2 protein-coding genes are annotated in these 18,527 nt (G+C 68.0%); both read left to right on the top strand.

Going from position 1 to position 18,527, the window contains the following annotated elements; translation table 11 throughout:
- The first annotated feature begins 107 nt into the window (after nucleotides 1-107).
- Complete coding sequence (locus tag IB268_RS24765; protein WP_192328651.1) at nucleotides 108-1,814, top strand: ShlB/FhaC/HecB family hemolysin secretion/activation protein; 1,707 nt, start codon at nucleotides 108-110, stop codon at nucleotides 1,812-1,814.
- 55 nt (nucleotides 1,815-1,869) lie between these two features.
- Nucleotides 1,870-18,525: a hemagglutinin repeat-containing protein gene (locus IB268_RS24760; protein ID WP_192354943.1), complete on the top strand. Its 16,656-nt coding sequence runs from the start codon at nucleotides 1,870-1,872 to the stop codon at nucleotides 18,523-18,525.
- The last annotated feature ends 2 nt before the right edge of the window (nucleotides 18,526-18,527 follow it).

The raw sequence follows: 18,527 nt of genomic DNA, 5'->3' as shown, positions 1-18,527 counted from the left end.
CGGATATCTATTGTTATTAATTGTGTTTTAAGGCAAACTCGAAAAACATTTAGTTTCACACAGAGATAACAAGGAGCGCCGCGCACGTCCGCAGGCGCCATACCGGCATGAATCACTATTGGCGCCTGCGCATGGCCGCGGGCATGTTGGCGGCTGGCTTTTTCCCGGCTGGATCCGGTGCGCAGCCGCTGCCCGAAGCAGCGGTGCGCGCCACCGAAATCGAACGTCGCCAAGAACAGGAACTTGGAGCGCAGCGCGCCCGAGCGGCCGAACGGCCGGACGTGCTGTCGCCCGCCGCGCCCACCGCCGGCGGCCTGGTCCTGCCGGTCGAAACGCCTTGCTTCGCCCTGAAGGAAGTCGTCTGGGACGGAGCGCAGCCCGCTGAATCGCTGGCGCGCGCAGCCGATGCCGTCGTTGGCCATTGCGTGGGCGGCCTGGGGTTGCGGGCCTTGCAGGAACATCTGATCGGCCTGCTGATCGATCGCGGACTCGTCACGGCGCGGGTGGTCGTGCCGGAACAATCCCTGGCCGCGGGCACGCTGACGCTGCGCTACCTGCCGGGCCGCATATCCGCCGTCAAGGGCGAGGGCGCCATCGGCTGGTGGCGCACGGCCTTGCCCACGGGGCCGGGCGGCGAAGTGAACCAGCGCGACCTGGACCAGGCGCTGGAAAACATTCGCAGGCTGGGCAGCCAGGCCGATGCGTCCATCGACGTCGCGCCCGGGCCGGAGCTGGGCGATTCCGACATCCTCATCCGTCCCGGCACCGGCAAGCGCTGGCATGGATACATCGGCGGCGACAACGCCGGCATGGACGCCATCGGCAAGTACCAGGTCAACGCCGGCCTGACCCTGGATTCGCCCCTGTTCCTGTACGACCAGCTGTCGGTGTCGTGGAACAGCAATGCGCGCTGGCGTGACGCCGAGTCGAACACGCGCGCCGCCTCGCTGAACTACAGCATTCCCTTCGGCTACTGGACCTTCTTTGCCGGCGCCAGCAAATCCACCTACCGCCAGACCGTGGCCGGCTTCGATGAACCCATCATCTACGGCGGCACGACCAAGCAGGTGCAGGCAGGCGTCTCGGTGGTGCCGTATCGCAGCGCCACCTACAAGGGCACGGCATCGCTGACGCTGCTGCGCAAGCGCACCACCAGCACGCTCAACGACGTGGACATCGAGGTGCAGCGGCGCGACGTCACCGGCTACGAGTTCAACCTGGGGCATCGCCACTATCTGGGCCGCGCCGCGCTGGACGTCGGCGGGGGCGTGCGCGGCACGCTGACCGGGCTGTCCGACCAGCCGGGCTACGTCTATGGCGATCCGGATTGGAACGGCCGCAGCACCATACTTTCGGCCAATGCGGGCCTGTATCTGCCGTTCGAACTGGCGGAGCAGCCCTTGGCCTACCAGCTGAATTGGCAGATCCAGCACGCCAAGACGCCCATCGTGCCGTCCGACTACTTCACCATCGGCAACCGCTATGCGGTGCGGGGTTTCGACGGGCAGATGACGCTGGCCGCCGAGGACGGCTGGACCTTGCGCAACGACTTGTCGCTGGGCCTGGACAAGCTGCTGCGCGTGCCTGGCCACCAGTTGTACACGGGCCTGGACGTGGGCCGGGTGGGTGGTCCGTCGGCGGCGTCGCTATCCGGCCGCACGCTGGTCGGCGCCGTGGCTGGGCTGCGCGGACGGCTCGCCATGCCCTATGTCAACGCCAGCTATGACCTGTCTGCCGGCTGGCCGCTGAAAAAACCCGAGTCCCTGAAAACCGCTTCGACCATGTTCGCGGCGGTGCTGATGTTCGAGTTCTGATCCGGCGGCCTTGCGCAGCCAATCCGCAGTCCATCCTTAGTCCAACCGGATACGCATGATGTCCAAGCTTCGCTCCCTGATAGTCTGGTCCGTCGTCTTCACCCAGGTCTGGTCGCCAGTATTGGCGCAGACCTTGCCGATTTCGGTGGACAAGAGCGTGGCGGGAGCAAAGCCCTCCGTCGGCGTCAGTAACGGCGTGCCGGTCATCAACATCGCGCCGCCGTCGGCGGGCGGCGTGTCCAACAACCGCTACACGCAGTTCAACGTGGGCCCGTCCGGCGCGGTGCTCAACAACAGCGGTGGCGCCAGCCAGACCCAACTGGCGGGGCAGGTCGGCGGCAACCCCATGCTGGGCAATCAGCGCGCCAGCACCATTCTCAACCAGGTCACCGCGCCCAACCCGTCGCAACTGCTGGGCACCTTGGAAGTGGCCGGCAACCGCGCCAATGTGATCGTCGCCAACCCGGCGGGCATTACCTGCAACGGCTGCGGCTTTCTGAATGCGGACCGCGCCACCCTGACCACCGGCAAGCCCCAGGTCGGACCGGACGGCAGCATCGGCTTCGATATTGCTTCGGGCAAGATCCGCGTCGAAGGCGCCGGCTTGAACGGCTCCAACCTCAGCCAGGTGGACCTGCTGGCGCGCACGCTGGAGATCAACGCGGACGTGTGGGCCGACAAGCTCAACGTGACCGCAGGCGCGGCGCGCGTCGACTATGCCACGGGAGCAGTGTCCGCCCAGGCGGGCGAAGGCGCGGCGCCGGAGGTGGCGCTGGATACCGCGGCGCTGGGCGGCATGTATGCCAATAGCGTGCGCCTGATCGGCACCGAGGCCGGCGTGGGCGTGAACATCGGCGGCAACCTGGTGGCGCTGACCGGCGACCTGCAGGTCACGGCGGCGGGCGACGTCCGCATTGCGCCGCGCGGCACCGCGCAGGCGGCCGGCAATCTGCGCGTGGACAGCGGCGGCGATCTGTCTGTCCAAGGCGCGGCACAGGCCGGCGGGACTGCCGCGCTTGCGGCTACGCGCGACGTTTCCGTGCAGGGCGCGGTCGGCGCCGGTGGCGCCTTGACGCTCGATGCTGGCGGCGATGTGGCTGTCGGCGCGCAGGGCAGCCTGCGCACGCAAGGCGTCTTGCGCGTGGCGGCGGGCAAGGATCTCTCCTTGTCGGGAGGCTTGCTGACTTCGGATCAGGACTTGCGTGCGCAAGCCGGACGCAATCTGAAGGTAGCGGGCCAGGCGGTCGCGCCGCAGCCGGGGCAAGGCGGGAACACGGGTGGCGGGACCGGCGGGGGGGCGGGAACCGACAATGGTTCGGGCTCCGGCGCCGGATCGGGAACTGGATCTGGATCGGCCACCGGCGGCGAGCCCGGCAAGACTCCCGACCCGTCCGCGCCGGGCGAGCCGAGCGGCGGCGTTTCCACGGCGGGTGGCGTGGTTTCCGCGAAGGAAGGCGTCACGCTGCAGGCGGGACGCGACATGCTGTTGTCGCGCCAGGTTTATGCGTCCGGCGTGTTGCAGGCGCAGGCGGGCGCGGACGCGGTGTCGGAGGCCGGCGCGCAGCTGCAGTCGGCAGGAGGCATGACCATACGCGCGGGTTCAGGCGTCACGCTGGCCGGCGCGGCCCTGACCGATGGCGCGATGCTGGTCGAATCCACGCGCGACCTGCGCCTGGACGGCAGCGCGCTGGCTTATGGAGGTGCGCTGGACCTGAAGAGCGGCGGCGATCTGCGCATGGGCGCGGCCAGCAAGGCGCAGGGCAAGCGTGTGGGAATCGATGCGGCGCGCGATCTGCGAGCCGATGGCGAACTGGTGTCGGAGACGGCAGCTGAACTGAAGGCCGGACGCGAAGCCGCGGTGGACGCCCGGGTGTTGGCGCGCGGCGATCTGGACCTGAGCGCGCAAGGCGCCACGGCCGTCACCGGACAGGTGGAAGCGCTGGGCCGCGCGCGGCTGCAGTCCGGAGCAGGCATTTCGCTTGCAGGTAGCCTGAGCGGCAATCAGGGCGTGGACATGCGCGCGGCGGGCCCGCTCGCCATCAGCGGCGTGGTGGGCGCGGCAGCGGGTGAACTGACGCTGGCTTCCGGCGGCGACCTGTCGGTCAGCGGCAGCGCGCAGGCAGGCGGCCCGGTCAGGTTGAGCACGCAGGGCGCGCTGAACGTGGCGGGTACGGTCTCCTCGCTGGCCGGATTGACGGCCCAGGCCGCGCGCGATGCCGCGGTCGACGGCAAGCTGCTGGCCGGCGGTCCGCTGCTGCTGGAAGCGATAGGCCAGGTGGCGGCGGGCGCGGACTCGCGTCTGCAATCGGACGGCGCCATGCAGCTGCGTGCTGGCCAGAGCATGCTTCTGGCCGGCGTGGCGGAAACCAATGCAGGCCTGACACTGGGCGCGGGCCGCGACCTGCGCATGGACGGCGCGGCGCTGGCTTATGGCGGCGTCTTGTCGATGGATGCGGGCCAGGATCTGCGTTTGACCAATGCCAGCCGCACGCAGGGCGAGGGCGTGTCGGCGCGCGCGGGCGGTGACCTGCAGTCGGACGGCGCGATGGCCGCGCGCGGCGATATCGCGTTGACCGCGGGGCGCGATGCGCAGCTCGGCGGCAAGACGGTCGCCACCAACGACGTGACGCTGAAGGGCGGACGCAACCTGGCCATTGCGCAGGGCGCGCAGCTGGAGGCGGAACGCTCGGCGCAGATTCAGGCAGGGCAGGACGCCACGCTGGCTGGCGCTGTGCGCACCAATCAAGGCATACGCATCGACGCCGCCGGCAAGCTGCGGCTGGACGGAGAAACCTCCTCTGTCGCGGGCGCCATCGATTTGCTCGCAGGCGGCGACCTGTCCGTGGGCGCGCAGGGCAAGGCATACGCGGGCGGCGCGCTCAGCGGCACAAGCGGCGGTGCGTTGCGCGTGGATGGCGAACTGGCCGGCCAGGGCGCGTTGACTTTCGTATCGGTGGGCGGCGCAACGGTGGACGGCAAGCTGCTGTCTGGCGACGCCTTGTCGTTGCGTGCGGGCAAGGACCTGCGCACGGGACAGACGGCTCAGTTGCAATCGTCCAAGGGCATGACGCTGAGCGCGGGCCAGGACGCCAGCTTCGCAGGCGCTGCCTTGAGCGATGGCGGCATCGCGATCGACGCAGCACGCGAGCTGCGCGTGGACGGCAGCGCGCTGGCCTACGGCGGCGGCTTGTCGATGAGCGCCGGTCGCGATCTGTGGCTGGGCGATATCAGCAAGACCCAGGGCAAAGGCATCACCGCTCTGGCGGGGCGCGACTTGGGCGCTGGCGGCGAGATGGTGGCGCCGGGCGCCGTGACGCTCACTGCGGGCCGGGACGCGGCCATCGGTTCCAGGCTTAGCGCCGACGGCGACCTGACGCTGCGCGCGCAGGAGTCCGCCAAGCTCACGGGCGAACTGCAAACAACGGGCGCCGCAGGCCTGCAAACCGGCGGCGATATGACGCTGTTGGGCAGCCTGCTCAGTAATCAGGGCACGGAACTGCGGGCGGGTGGCGCGCTGGACGTCAGCGGCACGGCGGGTGCAGCGCAGGGCGCATTGACCCTGGCCTCCGACGGCGACATGACGGTGGGCGGCAGCGCCCAATCCGGCGGTCCCTTGTCCATGGTCGCGAAGGGCGCGCTGAACGTGGCGGGCACGGTGTCCTCGCTGTCCGGCTTGACGGCTCAGGCCGCCGGCGACGCGACGGTCAATGGCAAGCTGCTGGCCGGCGGTCCGCTGCTGCTGGAAACGCTGGGCCGGTTGGTGGCAGGCGCGGATGCACGCTTGCAATCGGAAGACGCCATGCAGTTGCGCGCGGGCCAGGATCTGGTCCTGGCAGGCGAGGCGGAAGCCAACAAGAGTCTGACGTTGGACGCCGCGCGCGATCTGCGCGTGGATGGTGCGGCATTGGCCTACGGCGGTCAACTGTCGATGGACGCTGGCAATGATCTGCGCTTGGGCGACGCCAGCCGCACGCAGGGCGAGGGCGTAGCCGCGCGCGCCGGCGGCGATCTGCTGGCAGAGGGGACCATGGCTTCGCGCGGCGATATCGCACTGGTCGCAGGCCGCGATGCCAGCCTCGGCGGCAAGACCGTGGCCGCAGGCGACCTGAAGCTGGATGGCGGGCGCAATCTGGCCATCGCCCAAGCCGCGCAACTGGATGCGGAAGGCAAGGCGCGACTCAAGGCAGGGCAGGATGCGACGCTGGCGGGTGCATTGCGCAGCAACCAGGGCAACCACATCGAGGCCGCCGGCGCCCTGCGCCTGGACGGCGTAACTTCCGCGGCATCCGGCGCAATCGATCTGCGCGCGGGCGGCGATCTGACGGTGGGAAGCGCCGGCAAGGCGCTGGCGGGCGGCGCACTGCGTGGTGAGAGCGGCGGCGCGTTGTCGGTCGCCGGTGAATTGGCCGGCCAGGGCGCGTTGACTTTCGTATCGGTGGCCGGCGCAACGGTGGACGGCAAGCTGCTGTCCGGCGACGCCTTGTCGTTGCGGGCAGGCCAGGGCCTGCGCACGGGACAGGCCGCGCAACTGCAATCGTCCAAGAATATGACGCTTAGCGCGGGCCAGGACGCCAGCCTCGCGGGCGCTGCCCTGAGCGATGGCGGTATCGCGATCGACGCGGCGCGCGAGCTGCGCCTGGACGGCGGCGCGCTGGCCTACGGCGGCGAATTGTCCATGACTGCCGGCAGCGACCTGCTGCTGGGCGCAGCCAGCAAGACGCAGGGCAAGGGCGTCACGGTCCAGGCGGCGCGCGACCTTGTCACGGCCGGCGAAATGGTGGCCGCCGGATCGGCCGCCCTGACGGCGGGCCGCGATGCGGTGTTCGGCGCCAAGCTCGGCGCCGACGGCGACCTGACGCTGCGCGCACAGGACACGGCGAGGGTCACGGGCGACCTGCAAACCACGGGCGCGGCCAGCCTGCAAGCTGGCGGAGACGTGGCGCTGTCGGGCAGCCTGCTCAGCAACCAGGGCACGGAGTTGCGCGCGGGAGGCGCGCTGGACGTCAGCGGCACGGCCGGCGCAGCCTCGGGCGCATTGACCCTGGCCTCGGACGGCGACATGACGGTGGGCGGCAGCGCCCAATCCGGCGGTCCCTTGTCCATGGTCGCGAAGGGCGCGCTGAACGTGGTGGGCACGGTGTCTTCGCTGGCCGGCTTGACGGCGCAAGCGGGAACCGATGCGTCGGTGACGGGCAAGCTGCTGGCTGGCGGCCCGCTGCTGCTGGAGGCGATAGGTCAGTTGCAGGCCGGCGCGGATGCGCGCCTGCAATCGGAAGGCGCCATGGCCTTGCGCGCCGGCCAGGATCTGGTGCTGGCCGGAGAGGCGGAGACCAACAAGGGCCTGACGCTGGATGCCGGGCGCGACGTAAAGGTGGACGGCGCAGCGCTGGCCTACGGCGGCCAACTGGCCATGAACGCGGGCAAGGACCTCCGCTTGGGCGACGCCAGCCGCACGCAGGGCGTGGGCGTGGAGGCGCGCGCCATGGGCGATCTGCTGGCGGGCGGCGTGATGGCTGCGCGTGGCGACATCCTCTTGAACGCGGGACGTGATGCGCGCATCGACAGCAAGGCCGCAGCCACCGGCAACACGTCGCTGATTGCAGTGCGTGACCTTGCCATGGGCAACACGGCGCAATGGGACGCCGAAGGCGCTTCGCGCGCCCAGGCCGGCCAGGACATGACGCTGGCCGGCATCTGGCGCGGCAACGGCGACATGAACATCGATGCCGCGGGCAAGCTGTCCGTGGACGGCACGCTTGCCGCCAGCGCCGGCGGCCTGAGCTTGAACGCCGGCGGCGACCTGTCGATGGGCGAGCTGGCGCGGGTCGCGGCCAAGGGCGCGGTCAACGTCACGACGCTGGGCGATCTCAGGGTGGCGGGCGCGCTCAGTTCGCTGGACGCCCTGACGCTACAGGCCGCGCGCAACGCGGCAGTGGCGGGACAGGTCTACGCGGCACGCGGCCTGGACCTGAAGGCGGGCCAGACGCTGACGGCGGCGGGCGGCTCGCACCTGCAATCCGACGCATCGATGACGCTTGCGGCCGGGCAGGATCTGAACCTCGCCGGCACGGCGCTGGCCGAAGGCGGCATGTCGCTGGACGCGTCGCGCGACCTGCGCGTGGACGGCAATGCGCTCGCCTATGGCGGGGTGCTGCAGCTCAAGAGCGGCAATGACCTGCAGCTGGGCGCGGGCAGCCAGCTGCAAGGCAAGGGGGTGCAGGCTGACGCCGGGCGCGACTTGGCGCTGGGCGGCGTTCTGGTGTCCACCGCGGGCGCGGAACTCCAGGCGGTGCGCGATGTGCGCGTGGACGGCAAGCTGGGCGCCGACGGCGCGCTGGATCTCGGCGCAGGGGGCAATCTGCGCATCGGCGCGGCGGCGCAACTGGACAACGCGGATCAGGCGCGGATCGCGGCTGCGGGCAATCTGGAGATGGCCGGCGTCGTGCGTGGCGACAAGGGCGCAAGCCTGGACGCCGGGGGCCGCCTGGACCTGTCCGGCACGGCGGCATCCGCCAATGGCGCCCTGGACCTGAAAGCGGGTGAAGACCTGGTCTTGGCGGCCGGCAGCCGGGCGCTGTCCGGCGGCGCGCTGCAAGCGCGCGCGGGCGGTTCGCTGACGGCGGCAGGTACGATTTCCTCGCTGGCCGATCTGATCCTGGAGTCGGTTGGCAACATCAGCCTCGACGGCCAGAACCTGGCGGCCGGCAATCTGGCGCTACAGGCCGGCGGCGCGCTGGCCACCGGCGCGAACGCGCGCCTGCAGGCCGATGGCTCGGTCGATGTGCAAGCCGACAGCGCCGCCTTGGCGGGCACGCTGGTGGCCGGGCAAGCGGCGACGCTGCGGATCGACAAGGATCTGGCGGTGGACGGCACGGTCCTGGCCGATGCGGGCGCGCTCAAGGTGGACAGCGGCGGCGCCATGACGCTGGGCGCCTCAAGCGCGCTGCAAGCAGGCGGACTGCTGCAAGCACAGGCCGGCGGCAAGCTGCTGGCAAACGGCACGATTTCGGGCGAGCAGGACATCACGCTGAAGGCAGGCGCGGACGCCGAGCTGAACGGCAAGACCGTCGCCAACGGCACGCTGCGCGCGGACGCGGCCGGGAACCTGAGCATCGGCCAGGCCGGCCTGGCCCAGGGCAGCAGCAAGCTGCTGCTGGGCGCGGGCCAGGACTTGCGCATCGCAGGCACGGCGGGCACCGCCACGGGCGCGGGCGCCGCGGGCGGCGTCTTGCAGGCGCAGGCGGGCCGCGACCTCTTCATCACGGGCACGGCGACCGCCGGTTCCCCCATCGTCCTGGGCGCGCAGCGCGACATCCGCATCGACGGCATCGCCACCGCGCTGGAAGGCGGCCTGACCGCTGACGCAGGCGCGAACCTGCTCGTCGGCGCGGGCGGCAGGATGCAGGCCTTCGACGGCCTGAGCGCGCGCGCGGGCGGCAACCTGGAGTCAGACGGCGTCATTGCCGCGGGCGGCGGCCTGACGCTCGCCGCAACTGGAGACGTCCTGTTGGGCGGCCTTGCTGCCGCCCTGGGCGAACGCGCGGCGGGCAATGCCTCGATCACGGCGGGACGCGATCTCGTCGTCAAACAGAACGGCCAACTGCAAGCCGCTGGCACGCTGACTGCCCGCGCGGATCGTGACCTGTACGCAACGGGCGCCCTGAGTTCGGTGGGCGACATGCTGCTGGCTGCCGCTCGCGACGCGCGAGTGGACGGCACTGCCGCCACCGATGCCAATCTGACGCTGACGGGCCGCGACGTGACCGTCGGTGCGGCCGGGCTGACGCAGGCCGGCCGCACGTTGAACGCCACCGCGCAAGGCGCGCTGCAGGCGGCCGGGCGGATGCTGGCCGGTGGCTCGCAGGCCTTGACAGCGGGCGACAAGATCACGGTCGACGGCACGGTCGCCGCCTTGCAAGGCGACCTGTCGCTCACCGCGCAGCGCGGCGATATCGCATTAGGCGCGGCGTCGCGCTTGCAGGCTGGGGGCTCGCTGACCGCGCAGGCGAACGGCGCGTTGACCGCGCTCGGCTCGGCTGCGGCGGAACAAGGCATGACCTTGCGGGCCGGCACGGACGCAACACTGGGCGGCATCGCCGCCACGCAGGCTGGCAACCTGGTCGCCAGCGCCGGCGGCAAACTCACCATCACAGCGGACGGCCGCTTGCAGTCCGGCGCGGCGCTGGACCTGAGCGCGGGCGGCGCGCTGCTCAACGCGGGCATCGCGTCCGCAGGCACGAACGCCAAGCTGTGGGCCGGATCCTCGCTGGACAACACCGGCTCGGTGCTGGCCGGCGGCGATCTCATCGCCACCGCCTTGGGACAACTTTCGAATGCTGGCCGCTTCGTGGCCGGCGTGGGCGCCGACGGCGCGCTCAGCCAGCCGGGCAGCATCACGCTGACGGCAGGCTCCATCGTCCATGGCGGCACCAGCCTCGCCGGCCGCGATCTGAGCCTGTCGGCGGGCAGCCTGAACCTGGCGGGCGGCAAACTGTCTGCCATCGACAAGGTCACGCTGGCCACGGCGGGCGACGTCGACAGCCGCAACGCGGTCGTGCAGGGCGGCACCCTGGACATCAGCGCCGCCAATCTCTACAACCAGGGCGGCAAACTGACGTCGACCGGCGATGCCGCGATCAAGCTGGGCGGCGGCCTGAACAACACCGGCGGGGTGATCGCAGCCGCAGGCAATGCAAGCATCGAAGCCGCAAACATCGTCAACCGCGACGGCACGCTGGCCGCGCGCGACCTGACCATCACCGCCACGGGCGCGGTGGACAACCGCGGCGGCCTGATCCAGGCCGACAACGTGCTGACCCTGAAGGCCGACAGCCTGGACAACAGCGGCACGGTGACCGCGGCCGGCTCGCCGCCCAAGGGCGTACTGGGCAAGGTCGTCTCCATCGTGGCCGACCGCGTCAACAACCAGGGAGGTTCCATCGAGGCAATCGAGGACCTGACCCTTAACACCAAAGAACTGGACAACACGGGCGGCGCCGTCGCTTCCCAAGGCAACGCGCGCATCGTCGCGGACACGCTTAGGAACACCCAAGGCACGCTGCAGGCGGGCAAGAGCCTGACCGTCATCGCGCAGGCGCTGCAAGGGCTGGGCGTGCTGCAATCCGCGGGCGACCTGTCGTTCGCCTATGCCGGCCCGCTGAACCAGCAGGGCGACATCTCCAGCGGCCGCGACCTCAACCTGTCGATCGGCGGCGCGATGGACAACCGCGCCAAGATCAGCGCCGGCCGCGACCTGAGCATCTCGGCGGACTCGCTGAATAACCAGGCCTCCGGCCAATTGCTGGCCGGAGGCCAGAACCGCATCACGGTGACGCAGGGCCTGACCAACGCCGGCCTCATCGACGGCGGTTCCACCCGCATCACCGCAGGCCGCGTCGACAACACCGGCCGCATCTACGGCGATGCCGTGTCGATCCAGGCAGGCACGCTGGTCAACGGCGCGGGCGCGGGCGGCGGCGCCGTCATCGCGTCGCGCGGGAACATGGACCTAGGCGTGGGATCGCTCATCAACCGCGACCACGCGCTGATCTACGCGGGCGCCGACCTGCGCATCGGCGGCGCGCTGGATGCCGCCGGCCGTGCCATCGGCCAGGCCGGCTCGCTCCTGAACGCCTCTGCGACCATTGAGGCTGCAGGCAATGCCGACATCTCGGCCGCGTCCATCCGCAACCAGAACGACCGCTACACCAGCGAAACGGTGCAGGTGTCCAGCACGTCCAAGGTGTACTTCACCCCGGCCGGCACCACCGACATGTACGACGCCGAGACCAATTGGCTGTGCGACGAAGTGACGCCGATGTGCAGCAAGGATCCGGCCTGGCTGAACGACGATCCGGAACGCATGTTCCTGTTGCCGTCCACCAAGTATCCGGCGTCGCGTTATGGGCCGCCGTTTGATTACGCGCCTAGTCTGAAAGGCAAGGGCGGCACGACTTCGCCCATCACTCCTACCTACACGCCGGTCACCATGGTGTGTGACGGTCCCGGCGGCGATGCGGGTGCGACCTGCTCGGACGTTCCGGAAAAATTCCGGTACGGCGCCCAGGAGCGCATCTGGTCCGTCTTCGGCGTGACGCCGCCGTCCGGCCCCATGCCGGTCTGGACGGAGCCTGAGCGGGCCTGCTACAACCGCGCCACCTGCGACGCCGAGAAAGCGCGTCGCCAGGCCTACGAAGAAGCCTATGCTGCGTACAAGGCGCCGCACATGGTGCTGGATGCGCGCATCCGGGAATTCAACGCCGACTTCAATAGTCGCCTGGTCGGCACGTTCGTGTACTACCGGGTGCAGGAGACCGTCACCGAGACCCGCACCCTGTCCTCCGATCCCGGCAAAATCCTGTCGGGCGGGTCCATGACGCTCACCGGCGACGTCACCAACGATAAGAGCCAGATCGCCGCGGGCGGCGCGCTCACAGTGGCGGGCCCTGCCATCAACAACATCGGCGCGGGCGGCGTGCGCACCATCACGCGGACCGGGACCATGACGGAAACCCAGGCGCGTTCGCGCGACCGCAAGGAGTATTCCAGCGCTTACAACGCCACCCTGGCCGGCCAGCCCATCGAACTGCCAGTCGGCACGTCCGGCGGCAACGTCGCTGTCCAGCTCAACGGCTCCAAGCCCGGCGCCAGCAATGGCGGCGCCGCGCCCGGGCCGGTGCTTGTCGCCAGCGTCGGCCTGCCCGGCGGCACGGTGGTGCGCACCGTCTCCAATCCTGCCGGCATTCCGGACAGCCAGCTTTACACCGTCAACGGCAGGCCGGATGCGCCCTACGTCGTCGCGACCGATCCGCGCTTCGTCGGCCAGCGTCCGACCGTCTCCAGCGACTACCTGCTGGACCTGCTGAGCCAGCCGGGCGCGCTGCCCGGCACCACCATCGGCAACGGCGCCGGCTCGGGCGGCGGCCTGGCAGGCCAACGCAACGACCAGCCCGGCACGGCCGGCACGGTCAATGCCGGCGTGGGCGCAGGCTCGGTCTCGACCCCGGGGCAAGGCGGCACGTCCGTGGGCGCCAGCAGCGGCCTTGAAGGGCAGCGTATGGACGGCCAAGGCGGCTCCGGACCCGTCAACGCGGGCGTCGGCGCGGGTTCGGTCTCGCATGCGGGCCAAGCCGGCGCCACCGTCGGCGCCAGCAGCGGCCTGGACGGCCAGCGCCTGGACGCGCAGGGCGCATCGGGACCCGCCGGCGCCACGCTCGGCACGGGCGGTTCTCTGTCCGCCAGCGGCGCCACCGCCGCGGCCGACGGCCAGAACCTGTCTGGCGCGCGCCTGGGCAGCTGGGATTCCCTGGTGCCCGCGGGCGCCAAGTTCCTGACGCCCTCGGGCCAGCCCAAGCGCCTGGGCGACGGTTTCTATGAACAGAAGCTCGTGTCCGACCAGATCCTGGCCACCACTGGCCAACGCTTCCTCGACAAGTACAGCGACAACGACAGCCAGTACAAGGCCCTGCTTGCCGCCGGCGCCCAATTCGCCCGTGACAACGGCGTCCAGCTCGGCGTCGCGCTGACCGAGGCGCAGCAGCGCCAACTGACCACCGACCTGGTCTGGCTGGTCGAACAGACTGTCACGCTGCCCGACGGCACCACCGAGACCGTGCTGGTCCCGCAGGTCTACCTGCTGGTGCGCGAAGGCGACCTGAAGGGCGACGGCACGCTCATGGCCGGCCGCAACGTCAAGCTGGAGGCCGAAGGCGACATCGTCAACAGCGGCACCATCGGCGCGCGCGAAGCCACCGTCATGACCGCCGGCAACATCGTCAACCAGGGCGGCGGGCTGATCCAGGGCTCCACCGTCGACCTCGCCGCACGCGAGGACCTGACCAACCTGGTGTCCCTGATCAAGGGCGACAACGTCGCCCTGAAGGCGGGGAACGACATCGCCCTGACGTCCACCGCGGCGTCCGAGAACTTCGGCAGCACCTGGGGCACCCACGTCAGCGGCGTGGCCCGCGTCGATGCCGGCAACCTCAACATGCAGGCCGGACGCGATATCACCCTGACTGCGGCGCAAGTCTCGGTCAAGGACGATGCACGCCTGCAGGCCGGGCGCGATATCGCGCTGGAAACGCTTACGGAGAGCCATGGCGAAACGCTGGTTCTGAACAAGAAAAATCGCCACGATCTGAGCACAAGTTCGGAAGTCGGCTCGAGCATCGCCGCGGGCGGAAACCTTGCGCTGGTCGCGGGGCAGGACGTCAACGCGCGTGCGGCCGAAGTCAGCTCGGAAAAGATCTTGGCCGTCGTGGCGGGCCGCGATATCAACATCAGTGCAGGAGAGGCATCGACCTACGCGCGCGACGAAGTCTCATTCAAGACGCGCAGCTTCCTCTCCAGCAAGAGTACGCACAGGATCGACTCGCAGGCGTCTACGCAAGCGCAGGCGTCGACGTTTAGCGGTGATGAGGCCATTTTCCAGGCGGGGAGGGATTTCTCTCTCTCGGCCTCGCAGGTTCTTACAAACAAGGATTTGACGATCGATGCAGGCCGCGACATCGTGGTCGCCGCTGGAACCAATACCTACGCGGAAAGCCATTACGAACGGATCAAGAAAAGTGGCTTCTCCGTCGGCGGCTTGGGAATTTCCTACAAGACCAGCGATGCGCAATCCAAGCAGACGGTCGATGGCGCTACACAGAGCGACGCGAGAAGCCTGTTGGGAACCACGGGCGGCAACGTCATCCTGACCGCTGGACGGGATGTGTTAGTTGCCGGCAGCGACCTCGTTGCGGGCAAGGCGGAAAAAGACCTGGCCGGCAAGACTGGAAACATCGACATCCAGGGAGAGAACGTCGCCATCATCGCGGGCCGCGACGTTGAAAACACGCACAGCGAGTATTCGCTCAAGCAAAGCAGCTTTGGCGTGGCGGTGGTCGGGACGGTGATCGACACCTTCAAGAACCTGGCTGCAGCGGGCTCCACGAAGGGCAAGGTCCAGGAAATCGCGCACAGCGGCGCCACCAATCCGGGCGTCGCATTCTCCTTCAGCAGTAGCAAGAGCAGCGGTTCGTTCGACTCATACAGCCAAGTCAGTAGCGGTTCTTCGCTAAGCGCGGCAGGCGACATCCGCATTCGCGCCACGGGGGACGGCGAGCGGGATGGCTCCGGACGGGCGCTGGATGGCGATGTCGTCATTTCCGGCTCCACATTGCGCGCTCAAGAGGGCGTGGTGCTGGACGCCCAACGCAACATTGCGGTTGTCGGTTCGGACAACCGCCAGACGCAGAACAACAAAGAATCCAGCAAGAGCACCAGCTTCTCGTTCGGAAGCATGAGCCTGGGTGATATCGGGCGTGCCGTCGATGGAGGACCGAACTCCAGCGGGGTCAAGATGTTCCCCTACGGAAGTGAATCCGCCCGTTCCAAGGAATTGACATCGGGCACATGGCAGACGTCCTCGCTCATCACCGGCAATAACGTCAGCTTGAACAGCCGTGAAGGCGATATCCGCATTGCCGGCTCCGCCATCGACGCGATCAACAACGTTGGCCTCACTGCACGGCAGGGATCGGTCGTCATTGATACCGGGAGCGCCACGCGCGAACACAGCAGCAGCTACAGCAACAAATCAGTGGGGGACCTGGGGCGCGAAGGCAGCGGCTTCACGGTGGGCGTGCGCAGCAGCAGCGGCAGTCTGGATGAACGCAGCAGCACGCCCAGCGCCGCAGGCAGCACGATCACGAGTCGGCAGGGCGACGTCTCCATCATCGCCCAAGATGACTTGTTGATACGTGGTAGCGACATTCGCGCGGGCCGCGACATGTTGTTGGGCGGGCAGACTGTCACGATTGACGGCAGCTACGACACCAGCGTCTATCGCCGATTCCAGGAGACCAGCCAGATCGGCGTGACTGTCAGCGCCAGCAATCCGGTTGTCAGCGCGGTGCAGAGCACCAACCGCATGCGCGAGGCGGCCCAGGAAAGCAACAATGGGCGCTTGCAGGCCATCGCCGGCGTCGCGGCGGGTCTCGCGGCGAAAAACGCATATGACGCCGTGGCCAAGGATCCCGCCAGGGCAGGCGGCATCAGCATCAACGTGGACCTGGGCGCCAGCAGCGCCAGTCAGACAAGCACCGGACAAAGTAGCACCGCCAGCGGCGCAGCCATTGCAGCCGGCCGTGACCTGACGATCATTGCGGCAGGCAAAGGCGAGCAATCCGACATTATCGTGGCCGGCTCTGACCTCGCGGCTGGACGCAACGTGCTGCTGGACGCGCAAGGCGATCTGCTGCTTATTGCGCAGCAGAACACGTCCAGCCAGAAAACCGACGGCAAGAGCAGCAACGCCAGCATAGGCGTGGGCTTCTCCCTGGGCGGAAGCCAGCAAGGCTTCAGCATCAACCTCGGGGCGGGCGGCAGCAAGAGCAAGTCCGATGGACAAGCCTCTACCTGGAACAACACCCACGTCCAGGCCGGGAACACGCTGACCATGAACTCCGGCGGCGACACCGTGCTGCGCGGCGCGCAGGCAAGCGGCGATCGTATCCTGGCAACCGTGGGCGGCAATCTGCTCGTCGAGAGCCTGCAGGACATCAATAGCTTCACTGCTCGCGACCGCAGCGTAGGCGTGCAGGTCAGCCTGTGCATTCCGCCCATCTGCTATGGCGCCAGCTCGGTAAGCGGCAACTATGGCAAGACCAACATCGACAGCAAGTACGCCAGCGTCACCGAACAGACCGGGCTATGGGCGGGTGATGGCGGCTTCCAACTGGACGTTGCCAAGAACACCAGCTTGATCGGCGGCGTGATCGCCAGCAGTGACAAGGCTGTAGCCGACGCCAGGAACGTCTTGATCACCGGCACGCTGACCAGCCGCGACATCGAGAACCGCGCCCGCTATGAAGGCCAGTCCCTGCAATTGGGCGGAGGCGTGAGCTTTGGCGGCGGCGAGGAGGACGGCAAGGACAAGAACAACGTCGGCACGGATGGCAAGGGCGAAGCCGCGGGCGGCTCCAAGGCGACGCCGAATTCGAACCTGCCTGCCATCAACGGCGTCAGCACGGTCCCGCCTGTACCGATGGGCGCCAATGGCGAATCCAGCTCCACGACGCTTAGCGGCATCAGCGGCGGAAAGATCGTCATACGCGACGAAACGGGCCAGAAGGCGCAGACGGGCCAGACGGCAGCGGAGGCAATCGCTAGCCTGAATCGCGACACCAAGGACACGCTGAACAGCCTGGACCCGATCTTTGACGAGAAGGAAGTGCGGGCGGGCTTCGAGATCGTGGGAGAGACTGGACGCCAGATGGGGCAGTTTTTGGCGAATCGGGCGGAGGAGCTGAAGGACGCGAAGGCGCGTTCGGAGGACGCTTCGCTCTCGGATGCTGAGCGGCTTCAAGCAACGAAGGAGTACTACGACCTCCAGAGCAAATGGGGAACTAATGGCACATACCGGCATTTGAGTACCGCAGTTCTTGCAGCAGCCGCAGGCAATGTCACAGGGGCGACAAACCAATTTGTCCAGGCAGCAGCGGTCAACTACCTCCAAGGCCTTGGTGCCGCTCAGATCAAGGAGCTTAGCAAGGGGTTGGGAGGAGACGGCTCAGCTGGCAACGCCGCGCTGCATACCATCCTGGGATGCGCGGGAGCGGCAGCGCAAAACGCCTCGTGCGCAGCAGGCGGCGTCGGCGCTCTGTCCAGCGTTGTATTGAACAAGTTGCTCGATAGCACGAGAGATGATGCGACCAAGCAACTCTCGGCCGAGGAGCGGCAGGCGCGTCTTGATCTGGTGGGCAGCATCGTGGCGGGCATTGCCGCCGCGGTCGATCCGTCCGTGGCGGCGACCGCGCTGACGGGGGCCACGATCGAGGCGGAGAACAACTATCTCAGCGAGCAGCAAAAGACGCAGAGGAACCAGGAAATTCAGGAATGCAAGTCTTGGGTCTGCGCCGCGACGGCCGAAGTCAAATGGGCGGCGATTGATGCGGGACAAGATGCCAGCTTCTACTCAGGAGTGGTGGCGGGGGTTCCTGCGGGTTTGTATGACGCGGTGCTCGGCATTGCCAAGGCAGCTGCCAGCCCACTAGAAACCTATGCGGCGCTGAAGTCGTTGTTCGAGAGCGGGGATGTGCTGGAAAGGGTGCCTGAGGCGATCAAGCAGTCATACATTGAACGCATTACGCGAATGGAGGCGGAATACCAGCGCGCGGGTGCCGATGGTTCGTTCAATGCGGGTGTTGAAGGAGGGAAGCTGATATTTGACGTGGCTGGGCTGTTGACTGTGGGGGCGGGGGTTGCCAAGACTGGCTCTATCCTGACCCAGAGGGTGACGGCGAAGGTCGCGAGTAATGCTGCTAAGGTTGAAACGTCGGCCGGAGTAGTCGCCAAAGGTGCCGGAAAGGATTATGTTGACATTCTTTCACCAGAAGCTAAGCAGCACATTTTGTATGGCGATCGGCCGGGTAGCGGCGGACATATGTGGCCGGGCCAGCCAGGGAAAACAGTTTTTCCGGAGAATTGGTCTGCGGATAAGATTATTCATGAAGTTGGCGATATTACAACGTCGCCTGGAACCAAATGGTACGCCCAAACTGGAACCGGCGGGATCTACACCGCGAAGGGAGATCCCGCAAAATGGGTGGCATATGAGGTTCGTGATGGAGTACGTATGCGCGTCGTGTATCAGCCAGCAACAGGGGAGGTAATTACCGCTTTCCCTGATAATGCACCAATTCCACCCTATAAACATATAAATTGATT

This window comes from Achromobacter sp. ACM01, from assembly GCF_014851745.1.
Classification (GTDB): domain Bacteria; phylum Pseudomonadota; class Gammaproteobacteria; order Burkholderiales; family Burkholderiaceae_B; genus Achromobacter; species Achromobacter aegrifaciens.
Note: the sequence above shows the minus strand (reverse complement) of the source record. Positions and strands in the feature narration are given on the sequence as shown.

Excerpts from the sequence above, each read along its gene's own strand:
- IB268_RS24765 (WP_192328651.1), top strand. The coding sequence starts at position 108 with ATGAATCACTATTGGCGCCTGCGCATGGCCGCGGGCATGTTGGCGGCT.
- IB268_RS24760 (WP_192354943.1), top strand. The coding sequence starts at position 1,870 with ATGATGTCCAAGCTTCGCTCCCTGATAGTCTGGTCCGTCGTCTTCACC.